Below are 20,496 nucleotides of genomic sequence, written 5' to 3' on the forward strand. Positions count from 1 at the left end.
GGCACGCGCATTGCTAGAGAGCGTCACAGCCCTGTAGCATCAGCGCGCTATTTCAGCGCCGCACGACCGCAGCACGATTTGCCGGCAGCCCCCACAACGGCGTGCCGGCCTTCACCCGAGGAGCATCATGGAACGGCCATGCCACCGCACGCACAAGGACTCAGCGCTTACGGCAGACGCATGGCCAGCTTGGGCGCTGACGCCGCCACGCTTTCCGGGATCGCCTTAAGTGCCCCGCCACGCCGCGCAGGACGGCCAAATCCTGCCGGATCCGCGCGCATCCATGCTGAAGGGCCTGCTCGGAACCTCTCTGCTCGCACTCAGCGCGTTCGGCGTCTTCGCGCTGTGGCGCTACCTGGACACATCGCATCCGGCGGTGGGCGCGGCGCTACTGGGCGGCTTGCTCGCCGCTGGCGCGACCGCACTGGGCGCGTTGCCGGTCGCCTTCTCGCAACGCGTGCCCGAGCGCGTGCAGGACACATTGTTGGGATTCGGCGCCGGCATCATGCTGGCCGCGTGCGCCTTTTCCCTCATCATTCCGGGCCTGGATGCCGCCCGCGAGCTGGGCAGAGGACCATGGGGCGCCGGACTCTCCATCGCCGGCGCCATCCTGCTCGGGGCGTCGGCGCTGCTGGTTCTGGACCGCGTGCTGCCGCACGAGCACTTCATCAAGGGCAAGGAAGGCAAGCCAGCCCGCAACCTGCGGCGCACGTGGCTTTTCGTCTTTGCGATCACGCTCCACAACTTTCCCGAAGGCCTGGCGATCGGCGTCGGCTATGCCGGCGCAGACCCCGTGCAGGCCGGCTCCCTGGCCATGGGCATCTCGATTCAGGACGTGCCCGAAGGCTTGGTGGTGGCGATCGCGCTGCTGGCCGCCGGCTACCGGCGCGCGTTCGCGGTGGGCTTCGGCATGGCCTCTGGCCTGGTCGAACCGCTGGGCGCGGTGCTGGGTGCGGCAATCGTCGGCTGGTCGGCGTCGCTGCTGCCTTGGGGATTGGGCTTTGCTGCGGGCGCGATGCTCTTCGTCATCAGCCACGAAATCATTCCCGAGACCCACCGGAAAGGGCACGAAGTGCCCGCCACCTGCGGCCTGATGCTGGGCTTTGTGCTGATGATGGTGCTGGACACCGCATTGCAATGACGACCGCCTGACGATACGGCGTAACCGGTATAAAAGCCTCACTCCACCCTTCGGTGCACAGTTGCGTTGACGACGCTCATCCGTTTTCAGTAATTTAGGACGGTGAGCCTGCGCTCACGTTTTTTGTATATGCCGTTTTTGTCTATTTCTCATTAAGCCGTTTCGTCTGCAAGCCAACCCCAGGAGCTCGAATATGAAGAAGCACCTACTGATGATTGGTCTTATTGGCTCAATGACCTTCGCGGTCACCGGCCAGGCAGCTGATGCAAAGAAGCCTCTTGCGCTGTGGCAATGCCAGGATTTCCTAGGCGTTCAAGAGACCTATCGCCCCGTCGTCGTCAGCTATGCAGAAGCGCTTAACAACAAGGGCAAGCCCGAAGAGGCCGTGCTCGACGTCGAGGGCATCAGCACCCGCACGCCGATGCTGGTCAAGCAGTGCAACGAAAACCCTAAGCAAATGCTCCGCGACGCCCTGGCGGGTCTGAAGAAATAATCGTTCCCACTCCCCTGGGGCCTCGCGCTCTGGGGGAATCGTGTGCTCGCAGTTATAACCCCAACGTAAGCAGCATCAGGAAAGCGCCAAACAGCACGAAGTGCGTCAGGCCTTCGATCGCGTTGGTCTGGCCGTCGTTCAGGTTGATGGCCGCGACGATCAACGTCACCAGCATCATCAACGTCTGCAGCGGCGTCATCGCCATGTCGATCCGCTGGCCGGTAAAGAGAGCCAAGGCTTCCATCGCGGGCACGGTCAGGATCACCGTCGACAACGACGCGCCGAGCGCGATGTTGACCACCGACTGCATGCGGTTGGCCAGCGCCGCCCGGAACGCCGTCAACATCTCGGGCGCGGCCGAAATGCCCGCCACCACCAGCGCGATCAACCCAACCGGCACGTCCATGCCTTCCAGACCGCGGTTCAGCGCATGCGACATCAATTCGGCCAGCGCGCCCACCGCAATGATGCCGACAGCCATTACCGCAGCCGAATGGCGCCAGCCGGGACCACCGCCGGGCGGCACGGGCGTGCGTGTCTTTTTCTCGGGATAGCTATAGCTGAAGAAATAGCTGTGAGGCCCGGTCTGCATCCGCACAAACACACCGTACATCAGCAACATCGACACGACGGTGAAGGCGCTGTAGGCCCGCCAACTGGGCTGCGGCACGAACTCGGGGATGATCATCGACACCGTGACGGCAGTCAGGATCATCACGCTATACGTGCGCGCCGAATCATCGTTGTAGGCCTGCTCGCCGTGCTTGAACCCGCCGATCAAGGCCGCCACGCCCAAGATGCCGTTGATATCCAGCATCACCGCAGAATAGATGCTGTCGCGAACCAGCGTCGGCGATCCCGCCTTGGACGCCACGATCACCAGCACAATCACTTCGACCAGCACCGCCGACAACGTCAGGATCATGCTGCCGTAAGGGTCACCCAGCCTCTGTGCGATGCGTTCCGCGTGGCGCGCAACGCTCAGCGATGCGGCAAGAATCGCCGCGATCAACACGGCGGTCTCCGCCAGGCTTGCAGCTTGCCCAAGCCCCTCCAGTTGCGGGTCGACCACGAACCCCGCGACCGCGAGCAAGCAGGCCAGCAGCAGGAACATTTCGGATTGCAGTAGGGATTTCATCGCAACCTGACGGGCTGGAACACCGAGAGCCTAGCACGCGCCGTTCCGCCAGCGGCGGTGCCAGCGCGTGGGCACACGGCTTGCTGTGTTCAGAGCCCGTGCATGTATGGATGGAGCGCCATGCCGACCAGGAACGCAGTAAAGCGGCCGTCCGGATCCAGGTCGCGATCACGACCCGGGAAGACCGGCAAACGCAATCCGGTCTCCCATTTTTTTGACCGGTTCGCAACCCTCGTGACCAAGTGGGCGGGCTCGCCCGTCGCCTTCGGCATCGCGCTGATCGCGGTCGCCCTGTGGGCGACTTCAGGGCCTGTGTTCGGCTTCTCCGAGACCTGGCAGTTGGTCATCAACACTGGCACGACCATCATCACGTTCCTGATGGTTTTCCTGATTCAGCAGAGCCAGAACAAGGATAGCGAGGCGCTTCACCTGAAGCTGGACGAGCTGCTGATTGCGGTCAAAGGCGCCGACGAGCAACTGGTCGACGCCGAGCGTCTGGACGAAGACAAGCTTCTTGCCTTGGCGTCCGCATTGACGGCCCGCGCCCGGAAGCAGCATCGTCAACGGGCGCGCAGCCGCCGGCAACGCTGACAGGTTGCCCGGGCCGTCAGGCGCGCACACCGCGACGGTGGGTGTGCAGCCAGATGGCCCGTGCAAAAAATGGTGCGCGCCTTCGCACGCGCCCTTCCAGGATCAGGCCGACGCCGCGATCTGCCGGATAGCGGCCTGCGTGATCGCTGCAAACGCCTTCGGATGGTTGAACGCGCGCGCCGTCAGCATTGCGCCATGCACGGTGGACATGAAGGCCTGCGCCTCGACCTGAGCGCTATCGCGCAAATGAAACCGCCCCGCCTTCGCCCCGTCTTCAAGCACTGACGCGATCCACGCGGTCAGGTCCTTGAAATAAGCCCGCACCTCGGCCGCCACTTCCGGCGGAATCATCGGCGACTCCGCCGCCAGCATCGCGCAGATGCACATCGAGGCGCTGCCTTCGCGGATGCACTTGGCCCAGTAATCCGTGTAGGCAGTCAGACGCCCCACCGGATCCGCCACGTGCTGATCCAGCGCCGCCAGGCCGGCAAGGGCCTCTTCGCGATGACGCATGACGACCGTCAGGACGAGCTCGGCCTTCGTCGGAAAGTGATGGTGAATGCTGGGTTTGCCGATGCGCACGCGCTCGGACACGTCCGCGTAGCTGAACCCGTGATAACCGCCTTCGGCGAGCAGCAGTTTCGTGTGCGCGACGATCTCGACGGCACGGGCAGAAAGTTCCAGGGCTACGGCCAAAATGACTCCGATTGGCGGGATGGCGCACGTCGATACGAATGGCCGCCAATCTACTAGTTGGTCGGTAGGATGTCAAGACGGGCTCGCCGCCTCCCGGACCGTCTCCAACTACGGAATCGCCGACACGTCCCGCCCCGTGGGCGCCGCGAGGCTGCCCGAGGGCAACGAGGGATCCGGCGGACGCGCGGGAGCCGGCTGACGAGACGGATCCGAAGGCCGCATCGGACGCGAGGTCTGCGCCGCCAGCAACGCCCGCGCCGTCCGCAGCCGCCTCACCTGATCGTCAAGCTGCGCCCGCAGACGCTCGATCTCCGCGTCATCGGCCGAACGCTCGGCCGCCGCGCGCACCGCTTCGACCATCTTCTCCAGACGCGCCATGTCGGGATCAGGCATCGGATTGCTGACGCGCCGCACCTGCATGCGGCCCATCAATTCGGAGACGCGGTCGCGCATCGCCACCGCAGCCATGGCGCGCAAGGGCTGGCGCAAAAATCGCGGCCATCCCAGCGTCGCCCCCGCGGCAAGCGCCGCCGTCCGGGCCCACGCCGCGCCCACCGTGCTGCGGGGCGCGCTGCGCCGCATGGGAACGGCGAGCGCCTGGCGGTCGCGCTCCATCTTGGCCAGAAGGGCCACCTTGTCAGCCAGCGTGGTTGTCATAATGGCTCCGTGCAGCAGCGGTATCGAGGCGCACCTGATGGCTCAGTTCCGCAAAGGGTGATCCCTTCGGCGCGCTACGTGTTGAAATGGCGAGCGAAATGAGCGTGATGAGCAACCACGCGCCGGCAACAAGCCACGCCGCCAGCTTGCGATGCTCGGTATCCCAGAAGCTCACGATGGCGGCGACGGACACGAACCCCAACGTGCCCAGGCCGCAGAAAACCAGGGCCACACTGCTGATGACCGTGGCGACCAGCGCGGCCCGGTATAGGGACAATTCAATACCCACCAACTCGACATAGTCCCCCGAGCGTTCGGCGGCAAAGGCCGCGATGCGGCGCAATCTGCGTAATCGTTCCGAAATCATGGCGTCTCCTTGGGCTTGGCCGTCCCTGTCAGCAAATTGCATTCCGGCGGCATTCTGCGCGGTCTCTTATGCCCGCCCGGCCGCGCGTCGCCCGGTCAATCGGAGCAACAGCCCCGCCAGCTGCTCCAGCCGGTAAGGCTTTGACAACAGCGGAATACCCTCTTGCCCCGCCCTTTTCACTTCCTCGCCCAGAAAGCCGGTCATCAATGCGACCGGAAGATCCGGCCGTTGGGCGCGGACTTCCCGAGCCAATTGAATACCGCTCTTGCCGCCGGGCATCATGGCATCCGTCAGCATCACATCGATGACGGCGTTGTTGCTTAACACTTCCAACGCTTCGGCTGCACTGGCGGCGGGCGTCACCACATAACCCAGTTCTTCCAGCATGCTGGCGGTCAAGGTCGCAACGGCAGCGTCGTCTTCGACCAGCAGCACGTTCAACGCCGCAGGCCGCTCCTGGACCGTGCCGGCCTCAGCCGACTTGCCCTGCGCAGCCAGCCGCCTTTTTGACCGCGGCAGGCAGACCGAGACGATGGTTCCAACGTCCATCTCCGTGGAGAGCTCGATGGCGCCACCCGACTGTTTGGCAAAGCCGTACGCCTGCGCCAGCCCCAGCCCCGACCCCTTGCCGACGTCCTTGGTGGTGAAAAACGGCTCAAACACGCGTTCAGCTACCGCCGCGCTCATGCCCGTTCCGGTGTCTGACACCCGCAATGCGATGTGGTCGACGGTCAATTCACCCTTTCCGGATGCCGCCACGTTCTCCGTCCGGATTTCGATCACGCCGCCGTCCGGCATGGCGTCGCGCGCATTGACCGCCAGATTCAAGATGACGAGTTCCAGCTCGCCGGGGTCCACTTCGACCGGCCAGAGATCGTCAGCCAGCGCCAGCGCAATGACGATGTCGCCGCGCAGGCTGCGCTCCAGCATCTCGAGCATGTTTCGAACGACCACGTTCAGGTCCAGAACCTGCGGACGCAAGGCCTGGCGACGTGCAAACGTCAGCAGTTGACGCGACAACGACGCGCCCCGATCCACCGCCTGTCTCATCGAGGAATACAAGCGGGTGCGCCGCGCGTCGTCGATTGGTCGCTGCAACATTTGCAGCCCGCCTGAAATGACCATCAGCAGGTTATTGAAATCGTGAGCCACCCCGCCCGTCAGCTGACCCAGCGCTTCTAGCTTTTGCGCCTGACGAAGCGATTCTTCGATCTTGCTGCGTTCGCGCATCTGCTGCTGAAGTTCGGCATTGGCCACTTCCAGTTCGCGCGTTCGGCTTGCGACGACCGACTCAAGCACCTGGGCAGCCTGCTTCTCAGCCTGAAGCAGCGAGCGGATTTCATATTGCCGCGTCCGGGCCCGCGCCGCCGTTTGAACCATGGTGGTCAATGCAAGGCTATGAACTGGCCGCTCCAGCAGCGAAACGTTGCCCAGCAGTTCGATCATTCGCTCCCGCCACCGCACAACCGGGCCGGTCTGCGTCTTGCCCGTCAACACGACAAACGGCAGCCCGGACCACGCCGGCTGGGCCTTCAACCACTCGGCTACCCGCTCCAGGCTTTTGCCGAACAGGCCTTCCTCGGTCAGGCAGACGGTCAGGACGCCGGTCTCGGCCTGCGTCAGCAGGTCCTCGATATCCCGGCAAACGAGCGTGTCGAAGCCCGCGCGCTGCAGCAACCGCGCGGCGGCCTCCCCGTCGCGGCCGATCGGCGCATAGACCAGCACACGCGCTTCGGCATCCTCAGGTCGGCGCATCGGGATTATTCAGCAGAAGGCGCAGGTCGTCGCCCGTGTATTGCGGCTGTCCGGAGAATATTCCCTGAAAGGAGGTCAATGGCGGGCCGACGACCAACCCTTCTCCCGACATGCTGAATTCGCGGATGGCATGCTCGTGTGCGCCACTGCGCTTCTTGACGACGGAAATGGCGCGTCGGACGCGTCCCTCAAACTCGAAGTATCGCAGCATGATCACCGTGTCACTGAGATAGCTGATGTCCATGGGCGTTTCCATCGGTCCCACCATACCGTGCTGCGCCAGGATCATCACCGTTGTCACGCCCTGCTGCCCAAGGTAGCTCAACAGTTCGTGCATCTGCAGAATCAAGAAGCGGCCGTCAGGCATTGCGTTCAAATAGCCGTTCAGGCTGTCAAACACCACCACCCGCGCCCCGTCCTCCTCGACCGCGCGGCGAACCAGCGCCGTGAATTCGCCTGGCGCCATTTCCGCGGGATCGATTTGCTTGAAGGTCAGAAGACCCGCTTCCCGCGCGGATTCCATCGGCAATCCCAACGCGCGGGCGCGCGCAAAAAACGTAGCGCGCGACTCGTCGAACGCGAAGATGGCCGCATGCTCGCCGCGCTGCGTCGCCGCCAGCGCATAGGTCGCCGCAAGCGAAGACTTTCCCACCCCCGCGGCGCCAATCAGCAGAACATTCGTGCCGCGATCCAGCCCTCCGCCCAACAAGCTATCCAGTTCGGCATTGCCGCTGGGCGTGGGAATCGGGGCAAACTCTTTGTGATGCTCCGCCGCGACGAGCCGCGGATAGACCTCCAGCCCACCCCGCTTGATTGTGAAGTCGTGGTAGCCGCCGCGAAAATCCATGCCGCGCATTTTCAATATGCGCAGCCGCCGCCGCTGGGCGCCGTAGTCGACCGCAATCTGCTCGAGTGCGATGACGCCGTGCGAGATGGAGTGCAATTGCAGGTCGTCCTCTTTGGCCGCCTGGTCGTCCAGCAAGATTACTGTGCACGAGCGATTCGCGAAAAAGTGCTTCATCGCCAGGATCTGGCGGCGATAGCGCAGCGAACCCTGCGCCAGCAGACGCAGTTCCGACAGGCTGTCAATGACGACCCGCGCCGGATCAAGCGATTCGACCTTGTCCAGAATCAGGCGCGTGGTCTCGGTAAGCTCCATCTCGGCGGGATGCAGCACGGTGAGTTCCCGATCGGGGTCCAGAACCTCTTCGGAAACCAGCTCAAGGATCTCGACACCGTCCAAGGACCATCCGTGGCGGTGCGCGACCAGTCTCAGTTCCGCTGGGCTCTCGGACAGCGCGACATAAAGCGCGCGCTCGCCTTGGCGCACGCCTTCCAACAGGAATTGCATTCCCATGGTCGTCTTGCCTGTGCCCGGCCTGCCTTCGCAGAGATACATTTTGTTGGGGTCCAAGCCGCCGCCAAGGATGTCATCAATGCCGGTGTTTCCGGTCGAAATCCTTGCGTCAGGCTTGAAAGCCGCAGTCTGTTCTTCAGTCATTGCGCTCATGGCTTTCCCGTAGTACGAGTCAGAGAACAAGCATATCGCCAACGCCAACCGCGAATGGCATCCAGCCGGAAAGATATGTTACGTACTGAATCGCCCGTCTGAGGGACGATATCGCGGTCGCCCCCCCTGGAAGGGCCTCATGACCGGACGTCAACGGCAAACCAATGTCGCGGGGCGCCTCCCGTCTCACGATGGGAGGCGTTGGCAACCCGCACAAAACTGAAACGCCCGCCTTCTGCATACAGCATGCAGAAGGCGGGCGTCTTGTAAATCAGCTCAGGTTATTCGAACGAAATCTGAAGCTGGGGATTTATCTTCCATTCGAATCGGGCGCTGGCTTCGCCGCCGCCGGCGTCTTGGGCCAGCACCACGTACCGGCCTTCCTGCGGCGTTGGTGGCACCAAACCGCGCAGCGTTCCGGTGGCCTCGTCAAACTTCAGGCCTTCCGGAAGCCGGGCGGGCGTCGTGCCGTCCTTGTCGAACAGCGCGTAGCGCACGGCGCCGCTCCCGCCATTGGCGTTCACCACAGGCAGCGCCGCCGGCATCGTGGCGCCCGCGGTCAATTCAATCGGATGGGTCGAGATTTCCAGCGCCGGCGCCAGGTTGAAATCCACGGGAATGGAGACTCGGGCACCGCCCTCGTCGCTGATGGTGGCCGTGAGCCCCACCATTTTTTCCGAGGACTTGGGCACGGCGCCGCTGACACGGCCGCTACCGTCAAGCACCAGACCAGAAGGCATGCGCATGGCACTGCCGTCGGGGTTCGAATAGGAAACGGCGTAGTTGCCCGTACCGCCGCTGACGTTGATGAACTTTACCGGGCTCTTGATTCGTCCACCCGCCGTGGCTTGAATGGAACCGCCCTCGACGTTCAAGGGCGGATTGATGGTCAATTGCACCGTACGGCTGGCCTTGCCGCCACCGCTGTCTTCGACCTGGATGAGATACGTCAACGTCTTGGGGCTGGCGACCGAGGGCGCCGCGCCGGACAGCGACCCATCGGATCCAAACACCAGGCCGGCGGGCAGCTCCGCAGGTTTGCCGCTGGTGTCGAGCAACCGGAAATTCAACGATCCTGTGCCGCCCGACGTGCGCACCCGGATCAGTTGGGAATTGAGTGTTGCACCCGAGGTGATGGAAAGGCCCTTGTCCGGCGCCGCGGCCGCCGCACGAGCACGGGCGATGTCCTGACCCCCTGTGGTCGCGCCGGACGCTGCCGGGGCGCTCGTGGAAGCTGCCGGTGCCCCTTTGGCGGGCGCTGCACGTTGCGTGATCTTTCCCACGGGCGGTTTGAAGTCTTCGGCGGCGATGACTTGGCCTGGCTTGACTGCGATCAGTCCAACAGCGACTCCCAAGCACGCGAATCGGGAGATCATTTTCTTGTTCATAACGGTCCTTGTGACTTAATCAACGATGCGCTGTGCGCGTTAAACATTTCTCGACAAGCCGGGCGCAGCGGCGCCCACTCTTCGAGACCCCAATCACCTCGTGTCCTTCAGGCAGACCTTGATGCTCCGTTTTGGCGCTTTGCATTGACATCACGGATGTCGTGCAAGGCTGCAGGCCACGTTCAGCGTCAATGAATCTGAAAACTGGGCGTCACATTATTTCAAGATCGACAGACCGGAATGCAGAGTAAAACTACCCTTTTGCAGGCACGTAATCCGGGTCTTCCTCAACGAAACGCCAGTCGTTGCCGGGCTTTATCAGACCAATGAAAAGGCGTGCCAACGCGAGCGAGGTGTTGATGTTCAGCTTCGAATAAACCCGCGCCTTGTGGTTGTCGACGGTTCGGACCGATATATGGAGATGCTCTGCGATCTCCTTGCTGGAGTTTCCGGCGATCACGCCCTGAACGATCACCAGTTCGCGCGGCGTGAGCATCGCTTTCCGCGCTTCTTCCTCGTTCGCCCGGACCCGATTCAGGTAAGCGCCACGACTCAAGCGCAGCGCAAAGTGAATGGATTGGCAGAGCCGGCTTGAATTCAAAGGCTTTGCAAAGAAGTCGACCGCGCCGCGCCGCATCGCTTCAACCGCATCCCCGAACTCAGGCTCGGACTTGATGAAGATAGTTGGCAAGGCAGCGTTCGCCTGCACCATGTCGCGCTGCAAGGCTGTGTCGGCCGCCTGCTTTTCGAAATCCATGATCAGGCAGTCGCACTCGCCCGCCGAATAAATGGACAAGAAATCGCGGACCGTTCGGCTCTGCACGACCTCAATGGAAAAATCCCCAAGAATCCGCCGGACCGCCCATGCCGACGATTCGTCCTCGTCAACGATATATGCCTTGGCGCCAGCAGGGTTGGCAGTGGGGGTGGGATTGGAATCGGCCGGGGATGCTGCTTTGACCCGCGGCGCGAGGCGGGCATCTTGGAAAAAACGCGGGCGATACTGCCCCCACCTCAGCGACTGTTCGAAATACGGCATCATCAGTAATGGCAAGAATGCAAAGCGTCCGACATAGCGGCAAGCCGTTGCAGACCGCACTGACGATTACCTTGCGGCCACCTCGCTTGATCGCGTGGCATGCAGGCCGCAATGGACTTGCGCGATCAAAGGTGTAGGCACCGGGATACTTACGCTGTATCGGCCTGGCACGGCGATAGCGGTGAAGCGCATCCGGAAATCTGCATCGGCCTGCACACGAGTGACGAAGTATAGGAACGAGGCGGGCCGCGTTCCCATCAGAGGATTTCTAATTTTGGAGAGATACGTCGCGACCGGGACCGCGTGACAGCCAAGTGGTTGGCATGTCGTCACCAAGGGTATGGTCCCGAGGCAGGATCAATCCCCAGCTATCAGCTTAGGATTCTCGCGAAGACTCGCCTCGCCGCCTCTCGCCGTGAGAGCGAGGCTGGACTTGGCCACGGAGCCCAACTGCTGTTGGGCGCTGGACTTCATGCAAGACGCGCGCTATTGCGGCCGACGATTCAGAACGCTGAACGTGATCGACGAAGCCAACCGGGAAAGCCGAATCAAAACGCCTTTATCGAGCGGTTCAATCGCACTTATCGCACTGAAGCTCTTGATGCACATCTGTTCGCCAACCGTCAGCAGGTTCAAGCAATTACCGACCGATGGCTGGTCGATTACAACGAGTACCGCCCACACGAATCGCTGGGTGGCCTACCGCCGGTGCAATGCATGCCTCGATTAACCCTTGCTCCGATCGGCTATCGGCCAATGTCTACTTGACAGAGTTGCTTGCGGGGTCAGATATCAGTTTCTGCAAGCGCGCGCCGAGGGCGGCGCGCCAGCCCGTGCGAACAAAGAGATCTCTCAAATGGCGACCATCTGCCATTTCGGCGTCCGGTGGGATTTGATGGACAAAAACCCGTTCAAAGAATCGCATTGTGAAAAGAAAAAAGGCACTTCGCCTTCGCGTAAGTGCCTGATTTCACAAGAATTCTTGGGGTGGCTGATGGGGCTCGAACCCACGACAACCGGAATCACAATCCGGGACTCTACCAACTGAGCTACAGCCACCTCTGGTACTGCTTTGCACTTCAGTTTCCCTCAGTGCTTGACTTCACTACCTTCATCGCCGTGCGTCCTTGAAATCTGGTTCGAAAGATGCTCAACAACGAAGAGGCCGAATTCTAGCACGATTTTTTGAAGGATGTGAAATCGCCTACGAAAAGTAGTCTTGCCACGGGCGGCAGCCTTGCTATTCTTGCGCTTGGTTAAACACTGGAGGCCGTGTCTCAAGCCATCGCCATGGATCGCATACACGCATTTTTGATCGAATACTGGCCTCATGTTGCCTTTGCCATCAGCATCGTGGCGGGTACGGGCGCGGCGGTGCATGCCGCGATGACCAAGCAGGATGTGCGGGCGGCCATTGGCTGGGTGGGGGTGGCGATGTTCTCGCCGATCCTTGGGGCGCTCTTCTATTTTGTGGCGGGGATCAACCGTATCCGCAAGACGCGGGTGTCGCAGCAGCGGGACGACGCGATGCTGGAGGATGCCGGACAGGTCGCGACGGCGCCGGTGGATGTGGTGCCGATCTCGGGCGAGCAGTTCGCGTCTTTGAAAGTGCTGGGTGACCGCGTGAGCCGGTTCGAGCTTCTGGGCGGCAACGAAGTGCGGCCGCTGTCGGGTGGCGACGAGACGTATCCCGCTATGTTGCAGGCCATCCGCGAGGCGCGGCACTCGGTGGCAATGCAGAGCTACATCTTCGATAACGATCCGATCGGGCGCGAGGTGGCCGAGGCGCTGATCGAAGCGCAGGCGCGCGGCGTGCAGGTGCGGGTGCTGATCGATGCGGTGGGGTCGAAGTATTCCCGGCCGCCGATCGTGCGCATGCTGGCGCAGGCGGGCGTTCCCGTGGCGCGGTTCATGACCAATCCGATGGGTGTGCTGCGCATGCCCTACGCGAATCTGCGCAGCCACCGCAAGGTGCTGGTGGTTGACGGACGCGTGGGCTTCACGGGCGGCATGAACGTGCGCGCGGCCTTTGTTAGCGCGCTGGCAGGGGATGCCACCAACCACGATACGCATTTCCGCGTGGAAGGACCGATCGTGACGCAGCTCATGTCGGTGTTTGCGCATGACTGGAACTTCACGACGCACGAATCGCTGTCCGCCAAACCGTGGTTCGATCCTGATTACCTGCCGCCTTCGGGCCGCGTGCCGATCCGCTGCGTGCCGTCCGGTCCGGACCGCGCGCTGGGCAGCACGCACAACATGCTGCTGGGTGCGTTGGCCGTGGCGCGGCGTCACGTGCGGATTCAGTCGCCCTACTTTCTGCCGGATCAGACGCTGATCGGGGCGCTAGCCACGGCGGCGCGCCGGGGGATCGTGGTGGACATCGTGATCCCGGGCAAGAACAATCTGCGCCTGGTGGACTATGCGATGACGGCGCAGCTGGACCAGGTGGTGCGCACGGGCTGCCGCGTGTGGCGATCGAGCGGCGCGTTCGATCACTCCAAGTTGATGACGGTGGACGGCTCCTGGACTTACGCCGGGTCATCAAACCTGGACCCGCGCAGCCTGCGATTGAATTTCGAGCTGGACACCGAGATCTACGATCCCGAGGTGGCGCGCTGGATCGGCGCGCGCGTTGATGCGTTGATCGCCAATGCGCACCGCGTGACGCTGGAGGATCTGCTGCAGGCGCCCTTTACGAAGCGCCTTCGCAACAAGGTGATCTGGCTGGCCACTCCTTATCTGTAGCGCGGTGCACGGTACGGAATGCCGGGTGATCGGCGTATTCCCAACCCGCAAACCTGTGCTGCCGGCTATGCCGGCTTCGCCGGTTAGCCGTCCGAAGCAGGCACCGCTGCATGCCGCACCGCGAACACGGCGCTGGCCTTGAGCATGACGCGGCCTTCCACCTGCAGGCGGCAGGTCGCGTAGATGAGACGCTTGCCCTGCTTGTCGATCTGCACGTGGGCCTCGAGCCAGTCGCCTGGATTGACGGCATTGAGGAATTCAACGGACATCTGCGCCGTGACCACAGACACGTGGGCATCTTCGGAAATGACGAGGCCGAGCGCGCTGTCGGCGAACGTGGCCAGAAATCCCCCGTGCGCCATGCCGTGCATGTTGCCGTGCGCCGTGGTGACACGCAGCGCCAGCACGTTGTCGGCCTTGCGGCGGTAGAACGGGCCGAGGTCGTTCAGGTGGCGCATGAACTGGCTGCTGGGATACCAGGGCGTGAAACCGGCGGGAAGAGAGTCTGTCATGGCTGGCGATGCAAGAGTCCCGAAGGACGATCCCCGAAAGTATTCCAGACGCGCGGGCGCAGGCATAGCGCGGTGATCGGCGCGCGGACGCATGCGGAATTCTCAACACGCGCCCCCCATGGAGGCGGACAGTCGCCGCGCCCTCCCGGCCCCGCCCGCACCTTCTGAGGGTAAGATTTACGGCACAACGATCACCCTACATGGCAGGAGCATTTGAAGATGGCGAAAGTCGGCATGGTTGGTATCGGCCTCATGGGCCACGGCATTGCAAGCAATCTGGTCAAGCATGGTCACGCGCTGACCGTGCTGGAACACCCGGGTAACCAGCCGCTGGACGCGCTCAAGGCGGCCGGCGCGGTCAGCGTGGCCAGCGGCGCCGAGCTCGCTGCACAGTCGGATGTGATCATCCTGTGTGTCACGGGCAGTCCGCAAGTCGAAGCCGTGCTGCTGTCGCCGGCCGGCGTGCTCGAAGGACTGCGTCCCGGCACCGTCATCATCGACTGCTCGACGGCCATCCCGTCGTCGACCGTGAAGGTTGCGCAGGCCGTCACCGAAAGCGGCGGACGCTTTCTGGACGCGCCCATGACGCGCACCCCGAAGGAGGCCGCCGAGGGCCGACTGAATCTGCTGGTGGGCGGTGACGCGGCGCTGTTCGAGGAATGCAAGCCGCTGCTCGCCTGCTTTGCCGAGAACATCACGCATGCCGGCCCGGTGGGCGCAGGCCACCGCATGAAGCTGCTGCACAATTATGTGTCGCTGGGCGTGGTGGCGCTGCTGTCCGAAGCCGCGGCGTGCGCGCTGCGCTCGGATATCGACCCGGCTGTCTTTGCCGAAGTGCTGGCCAAGGGCGGCGGCGGTGGCGTGGCGCTGGAGCGCATCAAGCCGTATCTGCTGGAACAGGACCCCTCGTCGCTGCGCTTTTTCATGTCGAACGCGCAGAAGGATCTTTCGTACTACAACACCATGGCTGCCGAATCCGGCGCGGTCCGCGAGATCGGCGCCGCCGTGCAGCAAACGTTCGATCAGGCGGTCGCGCAAGGCGGCGGCGAGCGTTATGTGCCCGAGCTGGTGTCGTTGCTGAAAGACCGTTAACGCCTGCGGGCCGGGGGTGCGGCGCACCCCCGGCATACCGCCGCCACGCGGGCGATTCAGCGTCCGGCGGCAGGCACCGCGCTTGGCGCGCGCATGACCCCGCGCGGCGGCAGGCGCATCGAGATGAACGCGGCCAGGAACAGCAGCGTGCCGGCCGCCCCGAACGCCACCCAGTGCGTGCCAAATGTCTCGAACGCCCAGCCGCCCAGCCATGAGCTGATCATGCCGCCGATCTGGTGGCCCAAGTACGTCAGGCCGTAGAGCATGCCGACCAGGCGTATGCCATACACGTCGGCCAGGATGGCCGAGGACAGCGCGATGCTGCCGGCCCAGACGATGCCGCCGATGGTGGCGGCCAAGTACAGTTCCCAATGCGCGCCCACCATGACCAGCGCGAAGAAACCCAGGCCCCGCACCAGATAAATCGCGGCAAGGATGTTGCGGCGTTCGACCTGATCGGACATGCGGCCGAGCACCAGGGTGCTGAAGATGGCGACCAGGCCGATCAGGCCGATGCCCAGCGAGCTGGTGGTGGCGTCAAAGCCGTGGTCCATCAGCATGGGCATGCCGTGCGTGCCCAGCAGGTTCATGCTGAAACCACAGGCGAACAGGCCCAACGCAACCTGCCAGAACGGCAACGTTCGCAGGGCATCACCCAGCCTTGGCGCGGCCGCCTTGGCTGCCGGCCTGGCCGCGCCGGTCTCTTCGATGATCTGGTGGGGCAGCAGGTCGGTGTGCTCGGGCGCCTCGTCGCGCATCACAAAGAGCGCAACCGGCACGGTCAGCAGCGCAAACAGCACCGCAAAGCCCAGCAGCGTTTCCTGCCAACCCACGGCCGAGATGGCGTAGGTGAGCGTCGGGGTCATCAGCGCAATGCCGGCCATCGACCCCGTGGACAGGAAGAAGAGCGCCATGCCGCGCTGGCGCGTGAACCAGCGGCTGATCACGGGCGTCAGCGCGACCGGGCTGGTGAAGGCCAGACCGATGGACAGCGCGACGCCGAAGGCCAGCAGGAATTCGAGTGGGCCGCGCGCGAAGACGGTCCAGATCGAGGCCAGTACAACGATGGCCGTGCCGGTCAGCAGCACGAAGCGCGTGCCGCGCACGCTGACCAGATAGCCGGCGAGCGGCATGCCCAGGCCATAGCACAGCATGCCGATGGCGACGATGCTGGAGAGCAGGCTGCGCGAAAAACCCAGCCCCTCGGCCATGGGCAGGAAGAACGGTCCGATGCCCATGCGCAAGCCGACCGTAAACAGGGTGAGTACCGTGGCGGCGCCGACGATGTTCCAGCCGAAATACCAGCCGCCCGACTCTTGCTTGTCCAATCCTCTTCTCCTCGATGTCTTTTTTATGGCCGCTTGCGCGCCAGGACTTGCAGACACCGAGGGCAGGCACGGAGGGACGCTCCGCTGTCGACAGGGGGTGGGAAGGACCAGGCGTGAATCGGCTTGCTCGCGCCGGCGGACTGACTCCGCCGGACGCGTCATATTACTCCCGGCTATATGTGAATGCGACGGAGATCCGCAAATGCTGTCCGGTGAGCGGCCAGGCCTGCTCCGCCCCGCTCTGCCCTAACGCAGCACGTTGCGCACGAACCGCAGTCGGACGTCTTCCCCGTTGTAATAGGCGGCGTTGAAGAAGGTGTGACGCGCTTGATGGTTGATTGCTATTGGGCGGTGTCAGACGCCTGGCGCCGGTGGCCTTTGGTGGGTGTCTGACGCCCAGGGCACGGCGGCGGGTTATCGCGGCGGCTCGTGGATCAGCCCGCCTGCTCCAAAAAGGCCTGCAATGCGGGCACGGTGTTCAGCACGTGCTGGCGCATGGCGGCTTCGCACCGGGCCGCGTCGCGGGTTTGTAGCGCGTCGATGAGTTCCTGGTGCGATTCGCGGACGCGCAGCACGCGGCCGGGTTGGGCGGCCCATAGGCGCATGTAGGGTTCGACGACCGAGTGCAGTTCCGAGATCTGGTTCAGCAGGCGCGGTTGTTTACAGAAGCTGCACAGGTATTCGTGGAATTCGCGGTGGGCGGCGGTCCAGTCGAGGTCTTCGTTTGCGCCCTGGTCCAGCTGCTCAAGCATGTTGGTCAGGCGGCGGATGTGTTCGGGTCCCATGTTGGCCACGGCATTGCGTGTGGCCAAGCCTTCGAGGACCGAGCGCATTTCGAAGACCTCGAGCATCTCCTGCTGATTCAGGCCGCGCACCACGGCGCCGCGGTTGGCGCGGATTTCGACCAGGCCTTCCGAGGCCAGGCGACGCAGCGCGCCGCGCACCGGCATGCGGCTGGTGCCGATTTCGGCGGCCACCACGTCAGGCACGAGGCGCTGGCCGGGTGCATAGCGACCCAGGCGGATTTCGCGTTGTAGATGCAGGTACGCCTCGTCTTCGGCGCTGATGGCTGTCTTCTGGAATTGCAGCACTGACGTCCCCGGGCTGGAAAAGCCGCCATGATAGATAAGGGCGAAAATAACACAAATTGGATCCAATGATCCATGGATGCAAACACTAATGGCCGGGGGTTCGCTCCTTGCGTTTAATTCAGGCCAGGACGCGGCAGACCGCGCCTGCGCGGCCGGAACGGGCAAGAGATCCGCCCGGCCCACACGCTTTCCATAACGCGATCAAGGGGAATCCATGAAATTTCGTCTCATCCGGGCGCTGGCAGGCGCCGCCGCGATGGCCTTCGGGGCGCAAGCGGCCGCGCAAGCCACGGACTGGCCGCAGCATCCCGTGCGCATCGTCGTGCCCTTCCAGGCCGGCTCGGCCACGGACCTGATCTCGCGCCAGCTTGGCGCGGCACTGTCCGCCGAACTGGGCCAGCCTTTCGTCATCGAGGCCCGCCCGGGCGCTGCCGCCGCGATCGGCAGCGCGTCGGTCGCGCGGTCGGCGGCGGACGGCTACACGTTGCTGATGGGCGGCCCGGCGGCCGTCGTCACCAACCGCTTCCTGCAAAAGCGCCTGGCTTACGACCCCGATGCCTTCGAGCTGGTGTCGATGGTGGCCTACACGCCCAACATCCTGCTGGCCAATCCGTCGCAGCCGTTCAAGACGCTGCCCGAAATGGTGGCCTACGCGCGCGCCAATCCCGGCAAGCTGACGTACGCCTCGTTCGGCACGGGCACGACCTCGCACATGGCGGGCGAGATGCTCAAGTCCGTCGCTGGCATCGACATTCTGCACGTGCCCTACAAGGGCGCCGGCGAAGCGATCCCCGCCCTGCTGAGCGGTCAGGTGTCGATGTACTTCGACACCATCATGACCGGCCTGCCCCAAGCCAAGAGCGGCTCGCTGCTGGCGCTGGGCATGTCCAATTCGCAGCGCTCGGCGCTGGCGCCGGACATCCCCACGATCGCCGAGCAAGGTTTCTCGGGCTACGACATCGCGCCGTGGTACGGCCTTGTCGCGCCGCAGGGCACGCCTGCGCCGATCCTCGACAAGCTGAACCAGGCCGTCAACAAAGTGCTCGCCGATCCCGCATTGCGCGGTAAGCTCGCCGAAGCCGGCGCCGAGCCGCGTGGCGGCAGCCGCGAGGAATTCGCCGCCTTCATCAAGGCCGAGATTCCGCGCACCAAGCAGCTGATCGACCAGGCCGGTATCACCCCGCAGTAATTTTTCTAACGAGTTCCAGCATCCATGTCCTCCCCCTTCGATTGGTCTTTTCCGTACGCTTCCCGAAAAATGCCGGTCCTGGCCGCCAACGCGGTCGCGACCAGCCAGCCGCTGGCTGCGCAGGCGGGACTACGCATGCTGCTGGCCGGTGGCAATGCCGTTGACAGCGCCATTGCCACCGCGATCGCCCTGACCGTCGTCGAACCCGTGATGAACGGGATCGGCGGCGATATGTTTGCCCTGGTCTGGCATGACGGCCAGCTCCACGGTCTGAACTCCAGCGGCTGTGCGCCGGCCGCGTGGACGCCCGACTACTTCAAGGGACGCGACGCCATGCCGGGCACCGGCTGGGGCACGGTCACCGTGCCGGGCCAGATTGCCGGCTGGAAGGCGCTGTCCGACCGCTTCGGCAAGCTGCCTTTCGCCAAGCTCTTCGAACCCGCCATCGCGTACGCCGAGGAAGGCTTTGCGGTGTCGCCCACCATTGCGCGCCAATGGGCCAACCAGGCGCCCAAGCTCGCGGCCGAGCCCGGCTTTGCCGAGGCCTTCCTGCCGCAGGGCCGCGCGCCGCAGGCGGGCGAATGGTGGCGCTTTCCGGACCAGGCCAAGACCCTGCGCGACATCGCCGAAACCGGCGGCGAGAGCTTCTACCGAGGCGAACTGGCCCGCAAAATCGCGGACTACGCCAGCAAGACGGGCGGCGCGCTCAGCGCCGTAGACCTGGCCGAACATCAGGCCGAATGGGTCAAGCCTATTTCGCAGTCGTTCCGCGACTACGAGCTGCACGAGATCCCGCCCAGCGGCCAGGGCATTTCGGCGCTGATGGCGCTGGGCATGCTGGAACAATTCGACCTGGAAAGCATGGGCCGGGACAGCGCCGACTATTATCACGTCAGCATCGAAGCCATGAAGCTGGCGTTTGCCGACCTGCACCATCACGTCGCCGATCCGCGCCACATGCGCACCGACGCGCGCGCCCTGCTTGACCGCGCCTATCTCGCCGAGCGCGCCCGCCTGATCTCGATGGACCGCGCCAGCGTACCCACCGCAGGCACGCCTGCCACCGGCGGCACCGTCTACCTGACCGCGGCGGACGCCAGCGGCACGATGGTGTCGTTCATCCAGTCCAACTATCACGGCTTCGGCTCGGGCGTGGTCGTGCCGGGCACCGGCATCAGCCTGCACAACCGCGGCCTGAACTTCGTGCTGACGCCCGGCCACGTCAACCAGGTCGCGCCTCGCAAGAAGCCGATGCACACCATCATCCCCGCGTTCGTGACGCGCGGCGGCCAGCCGGTCATGTCGTTTGGCGTGATGGGTGGCTCGATGCAGGCGCAAGGCCATCTGCAGATGGTCACGCGCCTGGCGGCCTTTGGCCAGAACCCGCAGGCCATGAGCGACGCGCCGCGCTTCCGCGTCGAGAAGGGCCCGGTCGTGAACGTGGAATCGCATCTGCCGGCCGACGTGGTCGATTCGCTGCGCGCGCGCGGCCACAACGTCGCGGTGGCCCCGGTGGACAGCCTGGAGTTCGGCTCGGCACAGCTCATCTGCCGCCTGCCGCAAGGCGGCTACGTGGCGGCGTCGGACTCGCGCCGCGACGGGCAAGCGGTCGGCTTCTGACGCATTGCGGGGCACGCCGGGCTTTTCCTGGTGGAAGTTCGGCGACAATCCGTGACCTGCCGGCGCGCGCCCGCGCGCTGGCAGCCAGCCGCCCTCGCGCGCCGTCACATCCCTGCAGCAGCGCCGTCCGATACTCCCGCG

Annotated in this window: 18 protein-coding genes, 1 tRNA gene and 1 pseudogene; 8 read left to right on the top strand and 12 right to left on the bottom strand. The window is 64.0% G+C overall.

Annotated features, from left to right (window positions below; all coding sequences use genetic code 11):
• Window positions 1–283 precede the first annotated feature (283 nt).
• Window positions 284–1,141, top strand: coding sequence for a ZIP family metal transporter (locus ASD71_RS11935; protein WP_056566799.1), 858 nt, complete (start codon window positions 284–286; stop codon window positions 1,139–1,141).
• Between the two features lie 193 nt (window positions 1,142–1,334).
• Window positions 1,335–1,634 carry an acid-activated periplasmic chaperone HdeA gene (hdeA, locus tag ASD71_RS11940; protein WP_056563757.1) on the top strand — a complete coding sequence of 100 codons (300 nt, stop codon included), beginning with the start codon at window positions 1,335–1,337 and terminating at the stop codon, window positions 1,632–1,634.
• A 52-nt stretch (window positions 1,635–1,686) separates the two neighbouring features.
• Here hdeA and ASD71_RS11945 read toward each other — a convergent pair whose 3' ends face one another.
• Window positions 1,687–2,772 carry a calcium:proton antiporter gene (locus tag ASD71_RS11945; protein ID WP_056563761.1) on the bottom strand — a complete coding sequence of 362 codons (1,086 nt, stop codon included), beginning with the start codon at window positions 2,770–2,772 and terminating at the stop codon, window positions 1,687–1,689.
• Window positions 2,773–2,892: 120 nt separating this feature from the next.
• Here ASD71_RS11945 and ASD71_RS11950 point away from each other — a divergent pair, with 120 nt between their 5' ends.
• Window positions 2,893–3,363, top strand: coding sequence for a low affinity iron permease family protein (locus ASD71_RS11950; protein ID WP_082578871.1), 471 nt, complete (start codon window positions 2,893–2,895; stop codon window positions 3,361–3,363).
• A gap of 102 nt (window positions 3,364–3,465) precedes the next feature.
• Here ASD71_RS11950 and ASD71_RS11955 read toward each other — a convergent pair whose 3' ends face one another.
• The 7 genes from ASD71_RS11955 to ASD71_RS11985 all read right to left on the bottom strand — a co-directional run bounded on the left by ASD71_RS11955 (window position 3,466) and on the right by ASD71_RS11985 (window position 10,778).
• Complete coding sequence (locus ASD71_RS11955) at window positions 3,466–4,059, bottom strand: TetR/AcrR family transcriptional regulator (RefSeq protein ID WP_235512112.1); 594 nt, start codon at window positions 4,057–4,059, stop codon at window positions 3,466–3,468.
• Window positions 4,060–4,167: 108 nt separating this feature from the next.
• Window positions 4,168–4,716 (bottom strand): hypothetical protein, encoded by a 549-nt coding sequence (locus ASD71_RS11960; RefSeq protein ID WP_056563767.1) that lies wholly within the window; start codon window positions 4,714–4,716, stop codon window positions 4,168–4,170.
• Window positions 4,697–5,083 carry a phage holin family protein gene (locus ASD71_RS11965; RefSeq protein WP_056563770.1) on the bottom strand — a complete coding sequence of 129 codons (387 nt, stop codon included), beginning with the start codon at window positions 5,081–5,083 and terminating at the stop codon, window positions 4,697–4,699. The genes ASD71_RS11960 and ASD71_RS11965 overlap by 20 nt, the downstream gene beginning before the upstream one ends.
• A 66-nt stretch (window positions 5,084–5,149) precedes the next feature.
• Window positions 5,150–6,838 (bottom strand): response regulator, encoded by a 1,689-nt coding sequence (locus tag ASD71_RS11970; RefSeq protein ID WP_056563773.1) that lies wholly within the window; start codon window positions 6,836–6,838, stop codon window positions 5,150–5,152.
• A complete protein-coding gene (locus tag ASD71_RS11975; RefSeq protein ID WP_369818951.1) occupies window positions 6,825–8,348 on the bottom strand; it encodes an ATPase domain-containing protein in 1,524 nt (507 codons plus the stop codon). Before ASD71_RS11975 ends, ASD71_RS11970 begins: the two co-directional genes overlap by 14 nt.
• A 281-nt stretch (window positions 8,349–8,629) precedes the next feature.
• Window positions 8,630–9,724 (bottom strand): Ig domain-containing protein, encoded by a 1,095-nt coding sequence (locus ASD71_RS11980; RefSeq protein ID WP_156395132.1) that lies wholly within the window; start codon window positions 9,722–9,724, stop codon window positions 8,630–8,632.
• Between the two features lie 265 nt (window positions 9,725–9,989).
• Window positions 9,990–10,778: a response regulator transcription factor gene (locus tag ASD71_RS11985; RefSeq protein ID WP_056563784.1), complete on the bottom strand. Its 789-nt coding sequence runs from the start codon at window positions 10,776–10,778 to the stop codon at window positions 9,990–9,992.
• Window positions 10,779–11,181: 403 nt separating this feature from the next.
• On the opposite strand from ASD71_RS11985, the pseudogene ASD71_RS27645 reads away from it, so the two are divergent.
• Window positions 11,182–11,543: pseudogene (locus ASD71_RS27645) on the top strand (transposase); the annotation flags it as partial.
• A 215-nt stretch (window positions 11,544–11,758) separates the two neighbouring features.
• On the opposite strand, the gene ASD71_RS11990 reads toward ASD71_RS27645, so the two are convergent.
• Window positions 11,759–11,834, bottom strand: a tRNA-His gene (locus tag ASD71_RS11990).
• A 231-nt stretch (window positions 11,835–12,065) separates the two neighbouring features.
• Here ASD71_RS11990 and cls point away from each other — a divergent pair.
• Window positions 12,066–13,523: a cardiolipin synthase gene (cls, locus tag ASD71_RS11995; RefSeq protein ID WP_056563786.1), complete on the top strand. Its 1,458-nt coding sequence runs from the start codon at window positions 12,066–12,068 to the stop codon at window positions 13,521–13,523.
• An 83-nt stretch (window positions 13,524–13,606) separates the two neighbouring features.
• Here cls and ASD71_RS12000 read toward each other — a convergent pair whose 3' ends face one another.
• Window positions 13,607–14,035 carry a PaaI family thioesterase gene (locus tag ASD71_RS12000; RefSeq protein WP_056563788.1) on the bottom strand — a complete coding sequence of 143 codons (429 nt, stop codon included), beginning with the start codon at window positions 14,033–14,035 and terminating at the stop codon, window positions 13,607–13,609.
• Between the two features lie 219 nt (window positions 14,036–14,254).
• On the opposite strand from ASD71_RS12000, the gene ASD71_RS12005 reads away from it, so the two are divergent.
• Window positions 14,255–15,127, top strand: coding sequence for an NAD(P)-dependent oxidoreductase (locus tag ASD71_RS12005; RefSeq protein ID WP_056563791.1), 873 nt, complete (start codon window positions 14,255–14,257; stop codon window positions 15,125–15,127).
• A gap of 56 nt (window positions 15,128–15,183) precedes the next feature.
• Here ASD71_RS12005 and ASD71_RS12010 read toward each other — a convergent pair whose 3' ends face one another.
• Window positions 15,184–16,455 (bottom strand): MFS transporter, encoded by a 1,272-nt coding sequence (locus ASD71_RS12010; protein WP_056563794.1) that lies wholly within the window; start codon window positions 16,453–16,455, stop codon window positions 15,184–15,186.
• A 434-nt stretch (window positions 16,456–16,889) separates the two neighbouring features.
• On the bottom strand, window positions 16,890–17,546 hold the full coding sequence (locus ASD71_RS12015) for a GntR family transcriptional regulator (RefSeq protein WP_056563797.1): 657 nt from the start codon (window positions 17,544–17,546) through the stop codon (window positions 16,890–16,892).
• Window positions 17,547–17,760: 214 nt separating this feature from the next.
• On the opposite strand from ASD71_RS12015, the gene ASD71_RS12020 reads away from it, so the two are divergent.
• Both ASD71_RS12020 and ggt read left to right on the top strand, forming a co-directional pair.
• On the top strand, window positions 17,761–18,735 hold the full coding sequence (locus tag ASD71_RS12020) for a tripartite tricarboxylate transporter substrate binding protein (protein WP_056563799.1): 975 nt from the start codon (window positions 17,761–17,763) through the stop codon (window positions 18,733–18,735).
• Between the two features lie 24 nt (window positions 18,736–18,759).
• Window positions 18,760–20,355 carry a gamma-glutamyltransferase gene (gene ggt, locus ASD71_RS12025; protein ID WP_056563802.1) on the top strand — a complete coding sequence of 532 codons (1,596 nt, stop codon included), beginning with the start codon at window positions 18,760–18,762 and terminating at the stop codon, window positions 20,353–20,355.
• The last annotated feature ends 141 nt before the right edge of the window (window positions 20,356–20,496 follow it).

The sequence above is a fragment of the Achromobacter sp. Root565 genome (genome assembly GCF_001427425.1).
Classification (GTDB): Bacteria; Pseudomonadota; Gammaproteobacteria; order Burkholderiales; family Burkholderiaceae_B; genus Achromobacter; species Achromobacter spanius_D.

Coding starts and splice junctions, on each gene's coding strand:
- cls (WP_056563786.1), top strand. CDS start 12,066: ATGGATCGCATACACGCATTTTTGATCGAATACTGGCCTCATGTTGCC.
- ASD71_RS11985 (WP_056563784.1), bottom strand. CDS start 10,778: ATGATGCCGTATTTCGAACAGTCGCTGAGGTGGGGGCAGTATCGCCCG.
- ASD71_RS12020 (WP_056563799.1), top strand. CDS start 17,761: ATGAAATTTCGTCTCATCCGGGCGCTGGCAGGCGCCGCCGCGATGGCC.
- ASD71_RS11950 (WP_082578871.1), top strand. CDS start 2,893: ATGCCGACCAGGAACGCAGTAAAGCGGCCGTCCGGATCCAGGTCGCGA.
- ASD71_RS11980 (WP_156395132.1), bottom strand. CDS start 9,724: ATGATCTCCCGATTCGCGTGCTTGGGAGTCGCTGTTGGACTGATCGCA.
- ASD71_RS11945 (WP_056563761.1), bottom strand. CDS start 2,772: ATGAAATCCCTACTGCAATCCGAAATGTTCCTGCTGCTGGCCTGCTTG.
- ASD71_RS12000 (WP_056563788.1), bottom strand. CDS start 14,035: ATGACAGACTCTCTTCCCGCCGGTTTCACGCCCTGGTATCCCAGCAGC.
- ASD71_RS11935 (WP_056566799.1), top strand. CDS start 284: ATGCTGAAGGGCCTGCTCGGAACCTCTCTGCTCGCACTCAGCGCGTTC.
- ASD71_RS12005 (WP_056563791.1), top strand. CDS start 14,255: ATGGCGAAAGTCGGCATGGTTGGTATCGGCCTCATGGGCCACGGCATT.
- ASD71_RS11975 (WP_369818951.1), bottom strand. CDS start 8,348: ATGAGCGCAATGACTGAAGAACAGACTGCGGCTTTCAAGCCTGACGCA.
- ASD71_RS11960 (WP_056563767.1), bottom strand. CDS start 4,716: ATGACAACCACGCTGGCTGACAAGGTGGCCCTTCTGGCCAAGATGGAG.
- ASD71_RS11970 (WP_056563773.1), bottom strand. CDS start 6,838: ATGCGCCGACCTGAGGATGCCGAAGCGCGTGTGCTGGTCTATGCGCCG.
- hdeA (WP_056563757.1), top strand. CDS start 1,335: ATGAAGAAGCACCTACTGATGATTGGTCTTATTGGCTCAATGACCTTC.
- ASD71_RS11965 (WP_056563770.1), bottom strand. CDS start 5,083: ATGATTTCGGAACGATTACGCAGATTGCGCCGCATCGCGGCCTTTGCC.
- ggt (WP_056563802.1), top strand. CDS start 18,760: ATGTCCTCCCCCTTCGATTGGTCTTTTCCGTACGCTTCCCGAAAAATG.